This window comes from Natronomonas pharaonis DSM 2160 (assembly GCF_000026045.1).
In the GTDB taxonomy this organism is placed as follows: domain Archaea; phylum Halobacteriota; class Halobacteria; order Halobacteriales; family Haloarculaceae; genus Natronomonas; species Natronomonas pharaonis.
The window spans coordinates 2256685-2274090 of sequence record NC_007426.1 but is presented as its reverse complement, the minus strand read 5'-3'; the positions used below and the strand labels follow the sequence as shown (position 1 = coordinate 2274090).

Below are 17406 nucleotides of genomic sequence, written 5' to 3'. Positions count from 1 at the left end.
ACGGCCGGCTATCGTCGGTCCCGCGTGACCGTTTCGCCGGGCGCAGTCCGAGCATCAACACCTAGCACGACGCCGGCGTTCAGGCTCGTATTAATACCTGTCTTCGCCCGGTCGCCCACGATAACGCCCAGCTTCCGCCGGCCGGTGTCGACGCGGTCACCTTTGACAGTCACGCGAACTGACTCGTCGTCGTGGCGGAGATTTGCGACCATCGTCCCAGCGCCGACGTTGACGTCGGCTCCAAGCACCGAGTCCCCGACATACGAGAGATGTCCGACTGCGGTGTGGGCCATCAACACTGAGTTCTTGATTTCGACGCCGTTGCCGACCCGGACATCGGGGCCGATGACCGTCGCTCCGCGTACGTAGGCGTTCGGCCCAACGTCTGCGCCTTTGTGAATGACGACCGGCCCCTCGATGTACGCACCCGAACGGACGCGTGCGCCCTCCTGTACGACGACCGGTCCGTGCAGGTGTGCGCCCTCTTCGACGGTACCAGCAAGCCGCGTCTCCAATCCATCAAGCGTCGCCGTCGTCGCCTCCAGCAGCTCCCATGGTCGGCCGACATCAATCCACGCCCCGTCGTAATCAACTGTTGTCACCCGCTCGCCGGCGTCGATAAGCCGTTCGATAGCGTCGGTGAGCTCGTACTCGCCGCGTGGGCTTTCGGCCGTCGCTGCAATCGCTTCGAACACCGACGGCTCAAAGGCGTAGATGCCGACATTGATTCGGTCAGTCGGCGGGTCGTCGGGCTTTTCGTACAACGCGCTGACAGCCCCAGCCTCGGTTTCAACGACGCCGTAGCTGGTCGGGTCGGAGACCGTCGTCGTCGCCATGGCGTGGCCGTCAGCGTCGGCAAGCTGTCTCAGCAACGGTTTGTCACAGACGACATCGCCGTTGAGAACGAGAAACGAGTCCGAAACGATGTCGGCCGCCTGCTCGACCGCGTGGGCGGTTCCGAGACGCTCCGTCTGTTTGACGTATTCGACGGGGACGCCCTCGTAGTTGTCGCCGATGCGTCCGCGTATCATGTCATCGCGATAGCCGACGACGATGACAAACCGGTCGACCAGCCCAACACACTGCGACAGCGTTCGTTCGAGCAACGACGCCTCCCCGACAGGCAACAGCGGCTTCGGACGCGTCTCGGTCAATGGCCGCATGCGAGTGCCGCGACCGGCGGCGATAACAACAGCATCCATACGCCGCCCAAGCGTCGCCGGTGACAAATAGCGTCCGGTAGCTTTCCGCGGCAGTTTACTCAACAGTGACGCTCTTGGCTAAGTTCCGTGGCTTGTCGATGGGTCGGCCCTTGTTTGCGGCGACGTGATAGGCAAACAGCTGCCAGTAGACGTTTGCCGCGAGCGGTTCGACGAGCCCAATGTTCGGCACCGGAAGCTGTTCGTCAACCGCCGGCCGTGTTCCGTCCCCGTCCGCCGAGGCTGCGGCGATAACGGGCGCGCCGCGGGCCTGTACCTCCTTGACGTTGCTGTGGGTCTTTTCGGCCCGGCTGCCGTCTGTCAGCGATGCCAACACGGGCGTTTCTTCGGTGACAAGCGCCAGCGGGCCGTGCTTGAGTTCGCCGGCTGCAAACCCCTCGGCGTGGTCGTAGGAGATCTCCTTCAGCTTGAGTGCGCCTTCCAGCGCGACCGGGTAGGCGAGCTCGCGGCCAATAAAAAAGAACGCCTCACTGTCCGCGTAGGTGTCGGCCAACTCCTCGACGACCGGCTCGTTGTCGAGGACCTGCTGGACCGCCCCCGGCAGCGCTCGGAGGTTTTCCAACAACGTCGAGGCACGCCCAGCCCGCAGTGCGTTGCGTCGACGGCCGACATAGACCGCCAGAAGCGCCAGCGTCGCCACCTGTGAGGCGAAGGTCTTTGTCGCCGCCACGCCGATTTCGGGGCCGGCGCGGATGAAGACGCTGTCGTCGACCTCGCGAGTGACGGTGCTGCCCAGCGTGTTCGTCACCGCGAGCGTCTGTGCGCCCGCCTGCTTGGCCGCTCGAATCGCCGACAGCGTGTCGGCGGTTTCGCCGCTCTGGGTGACAGCGACCGTCAACGTCCGCCATGGGTCGCGGCCGCCGCCGAAGTCGTATTCGCTGGCGATGGTTACCGACGCCCGCACGTCGGCGAGCGTCTCGAAGAGCCGGGCGGCATACAGCCCAGCGTAGTAGGACGTGCCGCAGGCGACGAACTCGATTTCGTCGAGCGACTGCAGTTGCTCTTCGGACAGCGAGACATCGAGGTCGACATCGCCACCGTCGACATCGAGCCGGCCGGCTATCGTCTGCCGGAGCGATTGGGGCTGTTCGTGAATCTCTTTGCGCATGTAATGCTCGTAGCCGCCTTTCTCGGCGGCGTCGGCTTCCCACTCGATGGTCTCGATAGCGGGGTCGATGCGCTCGCCGTCGCGGTAGACTGTCACGTCCCCGTCAAGGACGGCAATGTCGTTGTCTTCGAGATAGCTAACTTGGCGGGTGCGGTCGAGGAAGCCGGTCACGTCGCTTGCAACGTACGCGCCCGTTTCGCCGTGGCCGACGACAAGCGGGCTGTCGTGGCGGACGGCGATGATGCCCTCGAAGTCCTCGAAGACGACACAGAAGGCGTAGCTACCGTCGAGGCGGTCGGTAACTGCCTGTACTGCTTCGACGTGTGCGTCGCCAGCGGCCCGCCGCTCTTCGAGGAGATGCGGGATGACCTCTGTGTCGGTCTCGCTGGTGAAGGTGTGGTCATCGAGGTCTGCCTGCAGCGTCTCGTAGTTCTCGATGATGCCGTTGTGGACGACGGCGATTTTCTCCGTACAGTCTGTATGTGGATGAGCGTTCGTGTCGGTTGGCGGGCCATGCGTCGACCAGCGGGTGTGGCCGATAGCGCAGTTCGCCTCGCTTTCGTCCGGGGCCGCCGCAACGAGGGCGTCGACCTCACCGCTCGTTTTGTAGACCGATGGCGCTCCGCCATCGACCAAGGCGATGCCGGCCGAGTCGTAGCCGCGGTATTCGAGATTTCGTAGCCCGTCAAGAACAGGGGCAAGTGCATCGCCGTCGCCGACGTAGCCAGTGATGCCGCACATGGCTAGCCGCGTCGCACCTCCGTGTCCGGTTCGATGGTGCCGCTGATAGTCGCGTTATCGGCGACCGTTGAGCCGTCACCAAGTACTGTCCCCGGCAGCACTGAAACGTTGCCGCCGAGGGTCGCGTTGTCGCCGATGACGCCGCCCAATGGCACCTCCGCGTGGACTTCGCCATCGATGACGACCTGTTTGGCTGGCCCACCAGTGATAGTCGTGTTCGGGCCGACCGTCGCGTTCTCGCCGATGATACAGTCTCTGATAACTGCACCGTCGGCGATGGTCGCATCCGCCATTACGATGGCGTTCGAGATGACAACGTTCGCGCCGATGGTCGCGTTCGCGCCGAGCGTGGTTCCGCGTTTGAGCGTGCTGTTCGGGCCGACAGCGACCCCGGACGCCGTATCAACGCGGTCGGCGATGGCCGCTGACGGCGCGATGTCGCCCCGCGTCGTTGCCCCCTGCCGGTCGAGTACGTCGTTGTTCGTCGCCAGCAGGTCCCACAACTGGGTTACGTCCAGCCACGTCCCTCGGTATCGGACCGCCCGCACATCGCCGTCGGCGGCCATGGCAGCGAGGGCGTCCGGCAGCGTTCGCTCGCCGCTTTCGTCGGGGTCGGTTCGCTCGATGGTCTCGAACACGGACTGGGAGAACCGATAGACCCCAGCGTTGATGACCTCGCTCGGTGCGGGCTCGGCCGGCTTTTCGTCGATGTCGCGGAGCCGGTCGCCGTCGGTGTCGACGATGCCGTAGCGTTGTGGCTGGTCGACCCGCGTCACCGCGACGGCGGGGGCGGCAACGTCGCCGGCCATGCGTTCGATGAGGTCGGCGTTGACGATGCGGTCGCCGTTCAACACGAGGAACTCGCCGTCGATGCGGTCGCTGACCTGCTGGACTGCATGGCCGGTGCCGAGTTGTCGCTTTTGGACGGCGTACTCGATGTCGATGTCCCAGTCGTCGCCGTCGCCGAAGTGCGTTTGAATTCGGTCGCGCTCGTAGCCGACGACGAGGACGATGCCGTCGAGGCCGGCCGCTGCCGTTGCCGCAACGACGTGCTCCAAAATCGGTCGGTTCCCGACCGGAAGCATGGGCTTCGGTCGGCGGTTCGTCAGCGGCCGGAGCCGCCGCCCCTCGCCGGCCGCCAGAATAGCTGCCTTCATGCTGTCTCACCGCAGGAAGTCATACTGCGTAGTTCCCCGGCGACACATAAAACTGTTCGGCGGCGGGCGGGGTCGTTTTCGTCGTCTCTCTTAAGTGTCCGCGGCTGCTCGCGCGTGGCATCTGCGAGCACGGAGCCGAGGGTCGGCCAGCCGCTGGCGAATGGGTACAGCACCCCCACGGCCGCCTCGGTATCAGCGGACGGAAGTTGGAGAATATATGATTAGTATATCAAAAATTTAATTACATTCAGATAGATACAAATTTTGTTATCCATCATAGTGAACTGCCCATCCTGCTCGCGCTGACGTGCTCGGTGCGGGTGGGGCCGTCGGAGAACCCCCGCTTTTTGTGATCACGAGACTCTTCAATTCTCGACTGACTGCTCGAAGAAGAGGGCTTAGCGCCTGCATTCAGCTAAATACTCCCCTCAGCAAATCCCAAATGCTGATATAACAGCCTTTCGACAATGTATACAATGGGTGTCGAAGGTCCTTCATTTGCCGAAACTAGTAACACCTGTAAAAAAATCATCGAGCGGGTTAGTGACGCGGTAATCACTGACCGTGAATTCTTGAAAACTGTACTTACTGCCACTCTTGCCCGTGGACACGTTCTGCTTGAAGATGTACCTGGGACAGGCAAGACGCTGACAGCACTGACGTTTGCACAGGCACTCGGGCTAGAGTTTTCCCGAATTCAGTTTACCCCAGATCTCCTTCCAAACGATATCACCGGATCGCACGTGTTCAATGAGCAAACAGGGGACTTTGAATTCACCAAGGGCCCAGTGTTTGCAAATGTGGTTTTGGCTGACGAAATTAACCGCGCTCCACCGAAGACGCAGGCAGCGCTGCTTGAAGCAATGGATGAATCTCAAGTCACAGTCGACGGGACCACCCGTAGATTGCCCGATCCATTTCTCGTAATCGCAACACAAAATCCGGTCGAGCAGGAGGGAACCTTTGAGCTTCCGGAAGCCCAGCGCGACCGATTTATTGTGAAAAGTTCGATCGGTTACCCCGATAAGGAGGGAGAGCTTGAACTGCTTGAACGCCGCAGTCAGCGGCACGCAAAGATGCCAACCGTTGACTCGGTACTAGATACTGAAGGAGCCCAACGGATACAGATGGTTCCAGAGCGGATTACAATGGATTCAGCGATACGGGAATATCTCGTGACGCTCGCACGCGAGACACGAACTGACCGCCGTGTCGATGTTGGTATTTCTCCGCGTGGCATTCAGCGATATTTCGAGGCCGCACGGGCGAAAGCGGCTATTGAAGGACGAGACTATGTTGCCCCAGACGATGTCAAGCAGATTGCTGAACCAGTTATGCAGCATCGAATTGTCTTGACGACCGACGCGCAGATTGATGGTATCAGTGGTGCCGATGTCGTCTATGATGTTCTTGAGCGGGTAGAAACCCCTACCCCACAAAAATAAGCAAGACTGCCCTGCAGTTGCCTCAGGCTGAGGAAGAAGCGGTTAGTGTGATGGCCAATGCAAGGAAGCCGACAACTAGGCCCCCAACGATTATGATGCCTGTCTCCTCGGCTATCGTCTGTGCGATCTGATTAGCTCCCAAAGCAAGGGCAATCCCGATACCACCTACAACTGCCGAGCCGAGTGCGTGGGCAAGTGCTGGGCGGCGGATATCGGTATCAGGACCGAGTTCTTCGGTGGCGGATACCCCGTACGTAGCGGCATCCCACGACAGTATAGCAAATGCAACTGCGCCGCTGACTACAACGACCGAGGCTTCTGCCACTGCTGCGGCGATTGTGCCGCCGATAAGTGCGGCGGCTGCAAGACCGCCCGAGGGACCACGGTCGGGAAGGAGCTGTACCGATTCCAGGAGCCAAACTATCGCCAGTATACCGAAGAGGCCGCCAATGATTCCGATCATCGCGATGGCGGCAAGTGCGATTCCGTTCGGCGGTGCGAGCTGCGATAGCTCGACCCCGGCTTCCGCAACCCATAGCAGTGGGCCGGGCCCTTGTTCGGACGTCCCCCTGGCAACAGGACGTATCCACTGTTCAAAGGCATATGGATAGGCTATAATAACAAATACCGCAACCAATGCCCCCCCGGCTCCAGCCGGCAACCACTGGATGATAACATACTCTTCGATACTGCGTAGCCTCCGGAGTTTTGAGAGAAAATATACGAGCAGAACAACACCGATACCGAGAAGGATTATTATGCGCAGCCCAACCACTGTTGTGATTGAGTGGAGAAACGCCTCTATCGTTGACATTGGAAGCGTTTCAGTAACCCGCTGTATTCTATCTCCGTGGGAAAGTCTCATAAAGACACCGAGCCCAACGCTTCCGAGCAGCGTGAGTAAGCTAAATCTGCTTAACCCCGTCGCGACCCGCCTGACAAACTGGCGGGCCTCAGAGCGCTTCTCTCGTGGGACGAGCTCCGAGAGTGAGAGCCGTGGAATCAGATACGCAGAAAGCCATAGCCCACCAACCAGAAGGAAAACGAACGAGATAGCTGCCTCAGGCTGGTCGTTAGGGAATAACACGTTCTCAGAAATGACAGCACTGATGTTCGCGCCCTCGTGCGGTGCGGTGGGTATAAGCTCGTGGAATAGGTCGGCATACCCGGCAGCCACGGCGCTGACTGGAAGCAAACTAAAGGCGGTGACTGGGAGTGCAGACTGAACACTACTGGCACCTATCGCTCCCGTGGTAGCTGCCGTCGCGCCGAATGTCGAAAGCACGACCATTAAGACAACCATGATATAAGCAGTTGCCCGATCAGTTGTGCGGCCCTCGATGGCTGCGAGACTAAGGGCTGCAGTAACGGCGATGGCGCCGACAACGATGAGAACGCTTCCGACAGCTCGGCCGCCGGGCGTCCGACGACTCGTTGCTGTAACAGCTGCAGCCATCACCCCACCGCCGATAGCGGCGACAACCCCAGCTCGTAAAACACCGATTCCGGCGGAAAGCAAAATCCCCCCAGCAAGCGCTCCAAAACCCGTGATAATTGCAGCCGCGGTTGCGCTGGCTGATTCCGCGTTGGACCGTCCAGATCCGTCTGGGGCGGTCGTACTGCCCTCAGGCGAGCTTCCCATTATCGAATCACCTCATCGATCCCCCGGTTGAACGCCGAAGCAAGCGGTGTCTTAGGGTCCCAGTCCGTAACCGCAACATCCAGACGACGGAGCCGCTCCAGCCGTGCTTGGCGACGAACGTCTGCCAGTCGAGCACCGATACTGTCGTGGTCATTGACATCCGGCGAGACGACCGCCGTCGGATAGCCTCGCTGTCGGAGTTTTGCTATGAGATCGATGCCCTCGTCGTCGATAGCTGGAGTGCAGACAACAAGCTGTGCAGTAGCTGGAAGGAGTGCCTCAAGGCGAGCGATAGATACCCCCGCCGCCTGAGTGTTTTGCGTGCCTCCATCAGCTTTCGTCGTACAGGCATCGCCTGCCGTGTGTTCGTCTCCGTCTGTTGTCGAAAGCTCGGTTCCACTGCCTCGCGCTGCAATCGCATCACAAACACGGGCGATTCTCCCACCGATATCGGCACCGTTGCCAGGAGGGACGTAGGCTGGCGGCCCCCGATAGACCCCAGGCAGCTCACTGTCGACACCGAGCCCAACGACACCAACATTGTGGCCGGCATTGGCAGCGGCACTGCTGGTTATCAGCCCTGCATATGCCGCAAGCGTTAGGCCACCGGGCTGTCCAGGAGCCGGCGCGACGCCTGCTTTTTCACGTCCGTCAACCAGAACGATAATGTTCGTCGTTTCTTGCTCACGATACAGAACTGTGCCGAGTTCCCCGGTTCGAGCGTACCGTCGCCAATCGATCCGGCTGAGCGAATCTCCATGTCGGTATTCCCTTGTGGCATAAAATTCAGTTCCGTTTCCTCCGCGATCGCTTGCAACCGAGCCCGTCGTCGCCACCGTTTCCCGATACACCGGCAAGCCGTCCAGCGGAACGGTGCACTCTAGTTCGGTGTCGCCGGTAACTGGAATCGAAGCCGTTCCGATGCTGGCTGCGCTTAGGCTTCGAACACGAACCCAAGCGTCGTCGAAGACATATGTTCCGCGACGAGGTCGCAGCGTGTACGTAATTTCTGTCGCTTCGCCGGCTTGGAGGGTGACTGCGCTGCTGGCTTTGCCATCAGCCAGCTCTAGATTGTCCGGGATCTGGTCTACAATCCTAACATCTGCCAGCGTCCGGCTAGACTCGTTGCGCACGGTCAGCGTCACTTCGACTCGCCTGCCCGGAAGCGGATTTCGGGGAGTGAGCTCACGGGTAACCGATATCTTTGCTTCCGGGTCAGGAACCGAAGATACTGCAGCATAGCCCAAGTACGTAATGGGAACAGCCGCGGCAAGCAGTAGCGCCGCCGAGCCAAACGTGACGCCGGCGGCAACAAGGGTAGCCGATGCAGTAACCCCCGAATTCAACCGGTTAATATGTCTGGTTCCCATCGGATTCACCTCGTTCCCCCTCAGCAGTCCATTCTCTCGATTCAGTCGCGTACTGCTCGAGCTCGGCAACCGTTCGCTCGAGCCGCCGCCTCCATGTTCGTTCAGGGAACAGCCACATCTCAACGCGATGCCGAAACGACAGCCTGCCAGCAGGTGCATCACCGAGGAACACCGCAACGACTTGATCGTCAGTCCAGTCACCACACTGGACCCGCTCGGAAGCAGCCGCATCTGATCGCCCCTTGGATTTTTCAACAGCCAACAGCGTCTTTCGCATATCGTCGATGACTGTCTCGACGTTGCTTTCAGACCGCTGGCCTTGCTTCAGCGACTCGAGTGCCTGCTCTATACGCCGGTCCATCCGCTCGCCGACGATGCCGGCGTCATACTCATGGTCGTACACACTGGCAGCTGCCCCGCCTCTGCCGTCCTCGGCATCCAGACTCCCGCTCGTTGGGAAGCACATCCGCCACAGCGCGAACAGCGCCACTACTGTTGCGATACCCAGGAGGACATAATTATGATTGGCCTCGTTTTCGACTGTCAAGAAGGAATCCAGTACGGCTGACGGAAGTAGTGATGGCTGTACTGACAGGATAATCGCAAAAACGAACGCAAAAAGGGCGATGCCGACGAGTAGTTTGTTTATAATAGTTGAGAAGCGGCTCATAGGCGTGTATCACTGATTAGCTCTATCACTGCTGTTGGACGATGGGTTATCAAGCGATGCGTCAGCATGCTCACTATCTACAGGATCACCGGTCGATTCTGTAGCTGACTCTTTTTGTTTGGATATCTCACGTTCGGCCGCTGTAGTGTTTTTCCTAATATTATGTGTTGCTTTTCCATCTCTGTAAGATGTAGACGGCGCATCGAGATCGATCTCGTCCGGGTCATCTACAGCTGACCGAAGCGCTGTGTAAACGCGTTTGACTCGCTCGGATGACGGGCGTTGGTCGCCATACTCGACATCTCTATAGGACTCAACGATGGTTCGGACTGACGACTCAGGAATTCCCCTCTTAACCGCATACCGACCAATTTCCCCCGGCGTTTTTGTCCGGCTTTTGTCTGGGCCGCCCAGTCGGACGAACTCCGCCCACAACCCTCGCAGGGTGAGCACCGTTTCGTTGACTGTCGCCTGCCGCTGTCCGGTCGTCGTATCACCACCCCCTGAGCGAGCTGCTTCAGTAACCTGTTCGGCTGAGACATGAAACAGAGATTGGAGCACAGCGATAACAGCCCGGTACAGTCGGCTCGGGTGGACCGCAGTCAGCGCTGCCAGTCCTCTGTCGGCGATCACGCCTGGAAGGCTCATAAGTAACCTTCCCCCTCGCTGAAGTGTATCGATACCCGTCTGCCACTGTCTGAACAGCCAGTCGCCTGTGCGTTCGAGCGTGGCAGCAGTACGTACGATTGCACTGATACACCACCGACTGCCACTTCGAACGACGGCGATGAGCAACTGTGGAATCCTGCGAGCAGCTGTCCGTGAGTGGCCTAAGTACCGTTTCGATACGTATCCAGTGAGGACGAGTGCACCAAGCCCCATGAAAGCGAAGATGGCAAGATTTCGATAGAGCCCGTCAACAGTCGTTTCTACTGCTGTTCCATCGGATTGTGCGGACAGCGTTGCCTCGCTTGCTATGGGCAAATCAACGATGGCAATCCCATTGTCATCGGTCGTTTCTGCAACATCACCATCGACGGATATTTGTGTCCCCGAGACTGGGTCATCTCCCCGTTTGATTTCGACTTCGGCTGGACGGCCTGGGAGCGGAAGTGAATCGACGACTTCAATTGAGAACTCAATGATATCGATTGATCGCTCGGCGTTGATTTCGCCGCGTGTGACAGCCAGCGTCGCCTCGTCGGTGTTCTCTGGAAGGGTCACCGTTGCGTGCCCGTCCCCGCCGGTAGTGGTCTGTTTCTCACCGTCAACGACTACATCACCGTTCGGAATCGGAACGTCGTTTACCGCCGCCGACAGGCGCACCTGTTCGCCAGTTACTGCTGGGCCGTCAATTCTTAGTGCTGGCTCTGCATCGATTTCGACGCTTTTTGTTACGTTCTCCGTTGCGGCCGTGGTCGCGCTAGCAAGCCCTCGCACCGTGGTTCCACTGGCAAACACGTCCGCTTGTGCCCCCTCTCCAGGTGGTGTAACTTTGATAGTCAGCGACTGGGTAAATGGGACTTCACCATTTGTTGTCCCATCAGCGTCGGTGGTTCCGATTGAGTTATTATCAAAGTAGACCGTCGCTCCCTCAACTGGACGGTCATCCTCGGTGACGGTTACTTCGACTGTCGTACCAGGGGTCGGCTCTTCAGCGAGCGAGACAGTATAGTCGGGTGCAGCAGCATCATCATCAGCATCACCACCGTCTGCTTCCGGCTCGTCAATGCCGTCAGCACCATCTTCAGTGTCCTGTGTCTCTTCTGTGTCTCCGGGGTTTTCAGTATCTCCTTCAGGACCCTGTGCATCATCTGTCTCTCTTTCTGTGCCGTTGGTATCTTTTTGCGCCTCCGGCGTGTCGTCAGCGTCTTCTCCTGCAGCAGCATCATCAGTGGCATCGCCTTCGCGGTCGTGTCCGTCCTCGGCGTCTTCGTCTATGTTCTCTGTGTCTGTGGGATCGTCCCCGATTTCCTGTGCATCGGAGCCGCTTCCGCCCGCGTCGCCTGTGTCGGCCGTGTCGTTGTCGCTGTCTGCATCAGTGGCGTCTGTCCCTGAGTCACCACTGCTGTCGTCGTTCGGTTCGGAATCCGTCTCTTCAGCAGTTTGCGTATCGCCGGCTTGCGCATCGCTTGGCTGGGTCTCGTCCGGGCTTTCTGCCCCTGGATCTTTCGGCTGCCCTCTGTCGCTTTGGCTTGCCTTATCAGTGCCTCCCGGCTCGGCCTCGGCTTCGTTTTCTGGTCCTTCCGCCGCTTCGGAATCACCGTCTTGCTGTTCCGGCTCCTGGGATTGTCCTTTGCTTTCCTCGTCACCGCCTTGCTGGTTCGGTTTGCGTGCGGCGTCGTCTTCGGAGCGCTCTGTGTCCGATGCGTCCTCGTCTGTTTCATCTTGTTGGCTGCCCCCTTCATCCGAGCTGGTTTCATCGGTGCTGCCATAGGTGTCCAGCCTGTCATCCTGGGCAGTCCCGTCTAGACTGACCCCTCCGGCTGCGGATACGGCAACCGCTGTGAACGCCAATAGTACAATTGCCAGACCAACCAATGCGAGCTGGCCCCAGTCTGGTCTGGGTTCGTTTGTTTCCGATGCCTCCTGCCTGTCACTCATGCATTGGCCGCTCTCCCTTGTGTACCCGTTTCGCCTCGATTACTTGTGTGCTCTCTAGTGAACTACCTCTGCCTACCCGCCGCCGTTGGCGGCTCCTTGAGGCAAGGGCTTCCTGTTTCAACGACGCGCTTTGGAGACACATCATCGGATGTTTCCTCAGTCTCCCCAGGGAGCGCAGTCTCCACAAGCGTTGATTCGGCCATGCCCTGACCTACTGTCATCGTATGTGCTTCCACTCTGGCCACCGTTGTTTCCATCCATTGGGGCCGGTGAGTTTGTTTGCATTGCCGTGTAGGAGGGTTTGTCGTAGTCTGGACGTGGCCGATATTCTTGTGTGAGAGCGTGATTGCACACTTCCCGGCACGTCTGAATATCGGCCCATGCAACCGTGGCTGTCTTGGCGTCTTCCGGCGTTGCAGCGTACTTGAACCTCTCCTCAACCACTACTGACCTGCTTGGTTGCCTACCACTTGAACATTCGGGAAGTAAAGGAGCGAACGGCTGTATCTCTGCCCTACTCGCTTCCGTTGGTCGCTCCTTGAGGACGGGGACTTAGCCTGCAAAAGTTAAAAGTGCTTGTGTGGCTGTATCCATCGTGTTTAGTTAAGCGAATTCCACCAGACGGCGAAGGCTTGCAGCCATATTTCTGCGGTCGTCGGCTGCACGTGGCTGAAGCTATTACTAAATGAAGGTGTCCGTCGTTTTATATCTCTAAATACACGTTCGACAGCATTCCGATTTCCATGGCGGACCGTCTGAAATCGGAGCCCTGCTCGGCGGAGTGCTGTCGCTAGATGTTGCGTGTAATCGACGAGAAACACGGCGTCTTCGACGTCGTGTTTCTGTTGAAGCTCCCGCAAAAACGTCTGAGTTAGTGCGGTTGTAGTTGTTGTGAATAGTCTCAAGTGCAGGAGTTCATTTGTATCAGGATCGACAGCGGCGTACAGCCAAAACTGCTGTCCATTGATTCGGATCACGGTTTCGTCAAGCGCGATGTGATCCGGACTGGCATCGTCTGCCGGCTGTAGATCGGCTTTCTGTACCCAATCGTGGACGGCTTTCCGCGACCGGTTGACACCGAACTTCTCAAGTTCTCGAATGGTATTCGAAAGTGATAATCCAGCCAGATGGAGTCGAATACCGAGCTTCATCAGCTCGCTCGGTGTCCGCTCTCGCTCCACAACGTCTAACTCGATCCAGTCGCTACGACCGCTGAGGCGAGCGATTTCTGCCATATCCACTCAGTAAATCGGCTCGCCTCACTCTTCATCCTTAACTAAACACGACCTGGACTACCAGCACAAACTCACGACGTGGCTCGTCCGCGAGTACGACGCCGTGTTCGTTGAAGACTTGAACGTGAAGGGAATGCTCGAACAGTTGGCCAACGCTCGAAACAAGCAAGATGCGGCATGGCGACAGTTCATCACACTCCTCGAATATAAGGCCGACCTGTACGGCTGTCACGTCGTGCAGGTCGAAGCACGAGGCACGACGAAAAAGTCTGCGTCATGCGGCGTGAACTGCTCCGGGGTCAAGCCCCGGAGCTTCTTCCCGTGGATTGGTCGGACACACCCGACACACCATCGGTCTGGTGGCCTCTCTCGGTGTGGTGGGTCACGGTCGGGCCGTCCACAGGCCCCGATGCCTGCCGTCGCAACTCCCATTTCCGCACCTGCGGGAGTGTGTTGAGAGCAGGCACATTTCTATCCTCTTGTGTTCTCAACCATTTCTGTGCGACACTGATACCAGCACCACGGTCAGCGTGGTCTTGATGCTCGCACTCACAGCACTTGAACCGTTTCTTGTGACGGTTCGCCCGTTCTGTGTGTCCACAGACCGGACACTGTTGGCTGGTGTACTCCGGGTCAACGTCATCTGACGGAATGCCGCGCCATGCGGCCTTGTACGTGATGAAGTCCCGCAGTTTGGCGAACGGTAGTGAATGGAGTCGCCGGTTCATTCGCGTCCCGTACTCAATGTCGTCTCTCATGTCCTTGAGGTCTTCAAAGACAATTACAGGACTGTCGAACCGTTGAATCCACTCGACTACGCGCCGTGACACCGTGTGTAGCTGGTCGTGAACGAACTGTTGTTCCTTGTCGCGGAACACATCGTTAAACCCGGTCTGTCCGGCTTCCTGCATGCGTTTCCGCATCGTGAAGTACCGGTGGCGTTGTTCCTTGATTTCTGGGTAGTCAATGACGACGGAATCTTCGATACCGTGTTCAGTCAGTGCCGCTAGCGCAACACAGTCTTCGTTAATATCGACGCCGGTGACCGTTTCTGTCGTTGTTTTCGCACCGACTTCGGCAGTTTCGTTCGTGACGGTGGCGTGCAACTCTTCGCGTCCGTGTCGGACAAGCGCCTCAGCAGTGCCAACGTGCCAGTCATCATCTTCGATTGCTTGTCTGAGCAGGTCGAATTGGTCTTGCGTACCGCGAAGCTCGCCTTTGACGTGATTGTACGGCTTTGCTGAAATGCGGAACCGTACCGTTTCGTCTTCGAGAAAGAGGTTGTAGCCTTCGCCGTAGTTCATCCGCAGTGGGAACGTCTCGTGTTTGTACCACGGTCGTCCCCAGTCGTCGTAGTCGTAGTAGTTATCGAGTGCGTCAAAGGCTTTGTCGATGATACGCTGTGCGGTGTTTTGCACGAGGTCAGCGTTCTGCTCAACAACGTTTTCTATCTTGTCCCAGTTCCACCCGTCGTAGTTGAGACGTAGCACCTCGTTGAACACGCGGCGACACTCCAAGCGGGCGTCGTGAAGCAGGCTCTCGTTGCCACTCTGCACGTCAAGCGGAAACACGAGCGTCTTGGTGAGAGCCTGTGTCTGCGTCATTCTTGGTCGTTTACCCAGTCTTGGACAAGTTCACGCACGACTTCTGATTTCGGACGTTCAACGTCGATACATTTCTTCGAGAACTCCTTGTACAAATCGTCCTCGAAGTCTACGGTGAGGCGTTTGGTCATCTCTACAGTATATACTTAGATACGCTTATACTTAATTTTTTGGCATGACTCTAGCCGATATGGGCGAAACACGGTCAAATCACACGGTTTACAACATCAATTACCACTTCGTGTGGTGTCCGAAGTCAAGCAAATCGAAGATTTGCGTACCTCGCGGGATCTCCGATCCCGCTCAGTACCGTCACTCAGTGCTTGATGAGATAGAACAGTCGTTAGAAGCATCGTTCAAAGACGTTTGCGGCGAGTACAATTATGAAATACCCTCATTGCATATCTCGCCAGACCACGTTCACTTGTTTCTTTCAGCACATCCAAAATATTCTCCAAGTAAGATTGCACGAAAAATCAAGAGCATCACGGCCAGAGAGATGTGGCAGCAACACGAACACCTCTTGGAAAACTACTTGTGGGGTGGCGGATTCTGGGAAGAATCATACTACATCGGAACGGCTGGTGAAGTATCTAGCCAGACGATTGAGCAGTATATCGAACGCACTGAACACGTCTAATGGAGCTTACGGCATTCACCCTCGGGGTCAAGCCCCGAGGCACTCTGCCTGCTTTCTCTGTAGAGACGGGAAGCCTCGGGGTCGGACGGAAGACGGAGTCTTCCGTGATGACGAGACGCTTTGCGTCTCGAACCACTTGACCCCGAGGCGGTTCACCAACTCGAAACGCGACAGTGTTATTGCGCCTGCTCCGCCTATAAGCCGCAACAACAAATGCCAGACGAAATCACGCTTAGGCTGCTACTCGTATTGATTTTCGGTTTCGGTGCTTGCTTTGGTATCACCGTTGGGGGAGCGGCCGCGTCGGAACCAGACCTTGAAATCGGCCCCGAAGTCGCAGAAGAGGCTGAAACGAACGAAACGGTGACCGCCATTGTTCGGTTTGAGGCTTCAGCGGCACTCGACACCGAAGCGAAAGCGGGCCCAGCCACAATGGAGACGCGGGCAAACGACACGCAAGCGGCGTTCGTTGACTTTGCCAACGATCACCCAGGAATAGCCATCGAACGGCAGTTCTGGTTGGTTAATGCTGTTTCGATTACCGTCGATACAACTGCGATTGATTTTGAACGCTCTGTTGGTCGGTTCGAGGCCGTCTCGGAGGTCCATGCCGACTTCGAAGTAGAGCATCACAGCGCTTCAACCGCCGATGGTGTCGACCTCGCTGCTTCCGACCCGGCGCAGTCGTCAGCAGCGACCGAGCCGGCCGCTCAACTGACATCACAAGAAGCGTACACAACCGGTATAGAGGCGATAGCTGTCCCGGAGGCATGGGAACGTGCCGGAAACCGAGGGGACGGAGCCAGAGTCGCCGTCCTTGATACCGGGGTCAATGCGTCGCATCCGGATATTGAGCTTGCTCCCAATGGCTGGGCCGACTTTGATCTAGCTGGAAACCGAATCGACTCGGAGCCACACGACGGTGACGGCCACGGAACACATGTCAGTGGTACCGTTGCTGGCGACAACGGAATCGGCGTCGCTCCCGACGCCGAACTGTTCCACGGACGGCTCGACGACGACGGTGCAACCTTCAGCCAGCTCACCGCGGCGATGGAGTGGGCGGTAAAACACGATGCTGATGTTATCAGCATCAGTCTTGGTGGCGACAGCAGAACACACCAGTACGTCGAACACATTCAGAACGCGCATGCGTCCGGTTCCCTCGTCGTCTCTTCGGCGGGCAATAACGGTCCGGGAACGAGCACGTCACCGGCTGATGTCTATCCCGTGCTTTCGGTCGGGGCGACCAGCCAAGACGGGGAGCAAATCTGGCCTGAATCGAGCGGCGAGCAGGTTTTCAAAAGCGAGTGGGATACGGACGAAATCCCATCAACGTGGCCCGACGAGTACGTTGTTCCGAACGTCGTTGCGCCCGGTGCTGATGTCCGCAGTGCCTCAGCAGACGGCGGGTACGAGCGCAAGTTCGGTACCAGCATGGCTGTCCCGCACGCAAGCGGTGTCGCGGCGCTGCTGGCCGCCACCGCCTCCGAAGAGCTATCCCCGGAAGCCACTCGAGATGTCCTTGCTGAAACCACAGACGACCTTGGTGAGCCAGCCACCCGGCAGGGAGCCGGTCGTATCAATGCCTCCGCGGCCGTGGATGCTGTTGCCCCGCCGACAGAGCCAGAGCGGGCGGAGGACCATTACACGCGCGATGACGGTTCGATAGCGGTGTTTGATGCGATAGATGACTTTCAGAACGACCGCGGTGCGTTCGCTCCGGGGTCGACCGTAGAGGGGTCGATTTTCGATGTCATCAATGCCTGGAACTCGTTAGACGACCCAGAGACGGCGGTGGAGTACTACACGCGCGATGACGGTTCGATAGCGGTGTTTGATGCGATAGATGACTTTCAGAACGACCGCGGTGCGTTCGCTCCGGGGTCGACCGTAGAGGGGTCGATTTTCGATGTCATCAATGCCTTCCAGACCTCCTGAGTGGACACCGCGCGGAAGCCCACAGCGCT

13 protein-coding genes and 2 pseudogenes are annotated in these 17406 nt (G+C 58.2%); 4 read left to right on the top strand and 11 right to left on the bottom strand.

Annotated elements, in window-relative coordinates; genetic code table 11:
- Nucleotides 1–8: 8 nt before the first annotated feature.
- The 3 genes from glmU (NP_RS11480) to glmU (NP_RS11470) are packed head-to-tail and all read right to left on the bottom strand — an operon-like array spanning nt 9 to nt 4226.
- Nucleotides 9–1202 carry a bifunctional sugar-1-phosphate nucleotidylyltransferase/acetyltransferase gene (gene glmU / locus NP_RS11480; protein ID WP_011324033.1) on the bottom strand — a complete coding sequence of 398 codons (1194 nt, stop codon included), beginning with the start codon at nt 1200–1202 and terminating at the stop codon, nt 9–11.
- A 55-nt stretch (nt 1203–1257) separates the two neighbouring features.
- Complete coding sequence (gene glmS, locus NP_RS11475) at nt 1258–3069, bottom strand: glutamine--fructose-6-phosphate transaminase (isomerizing) (protein ID WP_011324032.1); 1812 nt, start codon at nt 3067–3069, stop codon at nt 1258–1260.
- A gap of 2 nt (nt 3070–3071) precedes the next feature.
- Complete coding sequence (glmU, locus tag NP_RS11470; RefSeq protein WP_011324031.1) at nt 3072–4226, bottom strand: bifunctional sugar-1-phosphate nucleotidylyltransferase/acetyltransferase; 1155 nt, start codon at nt 4224–4226, stop codon at nt 3072–3074.
- A 476-nt stretch (nt 4227–4702) separates the two neighbouring features.
- Here glmU (NP_RS11470) and NP_RS11465 point away from each other — a divergent pair, with 476 nt between their 5' ends.
- Nucleotides 4703–5671 carry an AAA family ATPase gene (locus NP_RS11465; protein ID WP_011324030.1) on the top strand — a complete coding sequence of 323 codons (969 nt, stop codon included), beginning with the start codon at nt 4703–4705 and terminating at the stop codon, nt 5669–5671.
- 22 nt (nt 5672–5693) lie between these two features.
- Here the strand turns inward: NP_RS11465 and NP_RS11460 are convergent, their stop codons facing one another.
- The 6 genes and pseudogenes from NP_RS11460 to NP_RS11440 all read right to left on the bottom strand — a co-directional run bounded on the left by NP_RS11460 (nt 5694) and on the right by NP_RS11440 (nt 13192).
- Entirely contained in the window at nt 5694–7127 is a 1434-nt protein-coding gene (locus NP_RS11460) for a DUF7519 family protein (RefSeq protein ID WP_148215459.1), read from the bottom strand.
- Nucleotides 7128–7312: 185 nt separating this feature from the next.
- A complete protein-coding gene (locus NP_RS11455) occupies nt 7313–8683 on the bottom strand; it encodes a DUF58 domain-containing protein (RefSeq protein ID WP_011324028.1) in 1371 nt (456 codons plus the stop codon).
- The gene (locus tag NP_RS14985) at nt 8664–9353 is read right to left on the bottom strand and encodes a DUF7269 family protein (RefSeq protein WP_011324027.1); all 690 of its coding nucleotides are present in this window, start codon (nt 9351–9353) and stop codon (nt 8664–8666) included. Before NP_RS14985 ends, NP_RS11455 begins: the two co-directional genes overlap by 20 nt.
- A gap of 9 nt (nt 9354–9362) precedes the next feature.
- Nucleotides 9363–11957, bottom strand: a complete 2595-nt coding sequence (locus NP_RS11445; RefSeq protein WP_011324026.1) for a DUF4129 domain-containing protein — start codon at nt 11955–11957, stop codon at nt 9363–9365.
- Nucleotides 11958–12019: 62 nt separating this feature from the next.
- Nucleotides 12020–12172: pseudogene (locus tag NP_RS15195) on the bottom strand (RNA-guided endonuclease TnpB family protein); the annotation flags it as partial.
- A 384-nt stretch (nt 12173–12556) separates the two neighbouring features.
- Nucleotides 12557–13192, bottom strand: coding sequence for an IS6-like element ISNph1 family transposase (locus NP_RS11440; RefSeq protein WP_011324024.1), 636 nt, complete (start codon nt 13190–13192; stop codon nt 12557–12559).
- A gap of 52 nt (nt 13193–13244) precedes the next feature.
- On the opposite strand from NP_RS11440, the pseudogene NP_RS14210 reads away from it, so the two are divergent.
- A pseudogene (locus NP_RS14210) lies at nt 13245–13478 on the top strand (IS200/IS605 family accessory protein TnpB-related protein); the annotation flags it as partial.
- 13 nt (nt 13479–13491) lie between these two features.
- Here the strand turns inward: NP_RS14210 and NP_RS11430 are convergent.
- Nucleotides 13492–14796: an RNA-guided endonuclease TnpB family protein gene (locus tag NP_RS11430; protein ID WP_011324022.1), complete on the bottom strand. Its 1305-nt coding sequence runs from the start codon at nt 14794–14796 to the stop codon at nt 13492–13494.
- Entirely contained in the window at nt 14793–14927 is a 135-nt protein-coding gene (locus tag NP_RS14205; RefSeq protein ID WP_011324021.1) for a ribbon-helix-helix protein, CopG family, read from the bottom strand. The genes NP_RS11430 and NP_RS14205 overlap by 4 nt, the downstream gene beginning before the upstream one ends.
- A 59-nt stretch (nt 14928–14986) precedes the next feature.
- Between NP_RS14205 and tnpA the strand changes: the two genes are divergently transcribed.
- Nucleotides 14987–15436 carry an IS200/IS605-like element ISNph7 family transposase gene (gene tnpA, locus NP_RS11425; protein WP_011324020.1) on the top strand — a complete coding sequence of 150 codons (450 nt, stop codon included), beginning with the start codon at nt 14987–14989 and terminating at the stop codon, nt 15434–15436.
- 213 nt (nt 15437–15649) lie between these two features.
- Entirely contained in the window at nt 15650–17377 is a 1728-nt protein-coding gene (locus NP_RS11420; RefSeq protein WP_011324019.1) for a S8 family serine peptidase, read from the top strand.
- The last annotated feature ends 29 nt before the right edge of the window (nt 17378–17406 follow it).

Coding starts and splice junctions, on each gene's coding strand:
- NP_RS11440 (WP_011324024.1), bottom strand. CDS start 13,192: ATGGCAGAAATCGCTCGCCTCAGCGGTCGTAGCGACTGGATCGAGTTA.
- tnpA (WP_011324020.1), top strand. CDS start 14,987: ATGGGCGAAACACGGTCAAATCACACGGTTTACAACATCAATTACCAC.
- NP_RS11445 (WP_011324026.1), bottom strand. CDS start 11,957: ATGAGTGACAGGCAGGAGGCATCGGAAACAAACGAACCCAGACCAGAC.
- NP_RS11465 (WP_011324030.1), top strand. CDS start 4,703: ATGGGTGTCGAAGGTCCTTCATTTGCCGAAACTAGTAACACCTGTAAA.
- NP_RS14985 (WP_011324027.1), bottom strand. CDS start 9,353: ATGAGCCGCTTCTCAACTATTATAAACAAACTACTCGTCGGCATCGCC.
- NP_RS11460 (WP_148215459.1), bottom strand. CDS start 7,127: ATGGCTGCAGCTGTTACAGCAACGAGTCGTCGGACGCCCGGCGGCCGA.
- glmU (WP_011324033.1), bottom strand. CDS start 1,202: ATGGATGCTGTTGTTATCGCCGCCGGTCGCGGCACTCGCATGCGGCCA.
- NP_RS14205 (WP_011324021.1), bottom strand. CDS start 14,927: ATGACCAAACGCCTCACCGTAGACTTCGAGGACGATTTGTACAAGGAG.
- NP_RS11430 (WP_011324022.1), bottom strand. CDS start 14,796: ATGACGCAGACACAGGCTCTCACCAAGACGCTCGTGTTTCCGCTTGAC.
- glmU (WP_011324031.1), bottom strand. CDS start 4,226: ATGAAGGCAGCTATTCTGGCGGCCGGCGAGGGGCGGCGGCTCCGGCCG.
- NP_RS11455 (WP_011324028.1), bottom strand. CDS start 8,683: ATGGGAACCAGACATATTAACCGGTTGAATTCGGGGGTTACTGCATCG.
- glmS (WP_011324032.1), bottom strand. CDS start 3,069: ATGTGCGGCATCACTGGCTACGTCGGCGACGGCGATGCACTTGCCCCT.
- NP_RS11420 (WP_011324019.1), top strand. CDS start 15,650: ATGCCAGACGAAATCACGCTTAGGCTGCTACTCGTATTGATTTTCGGT.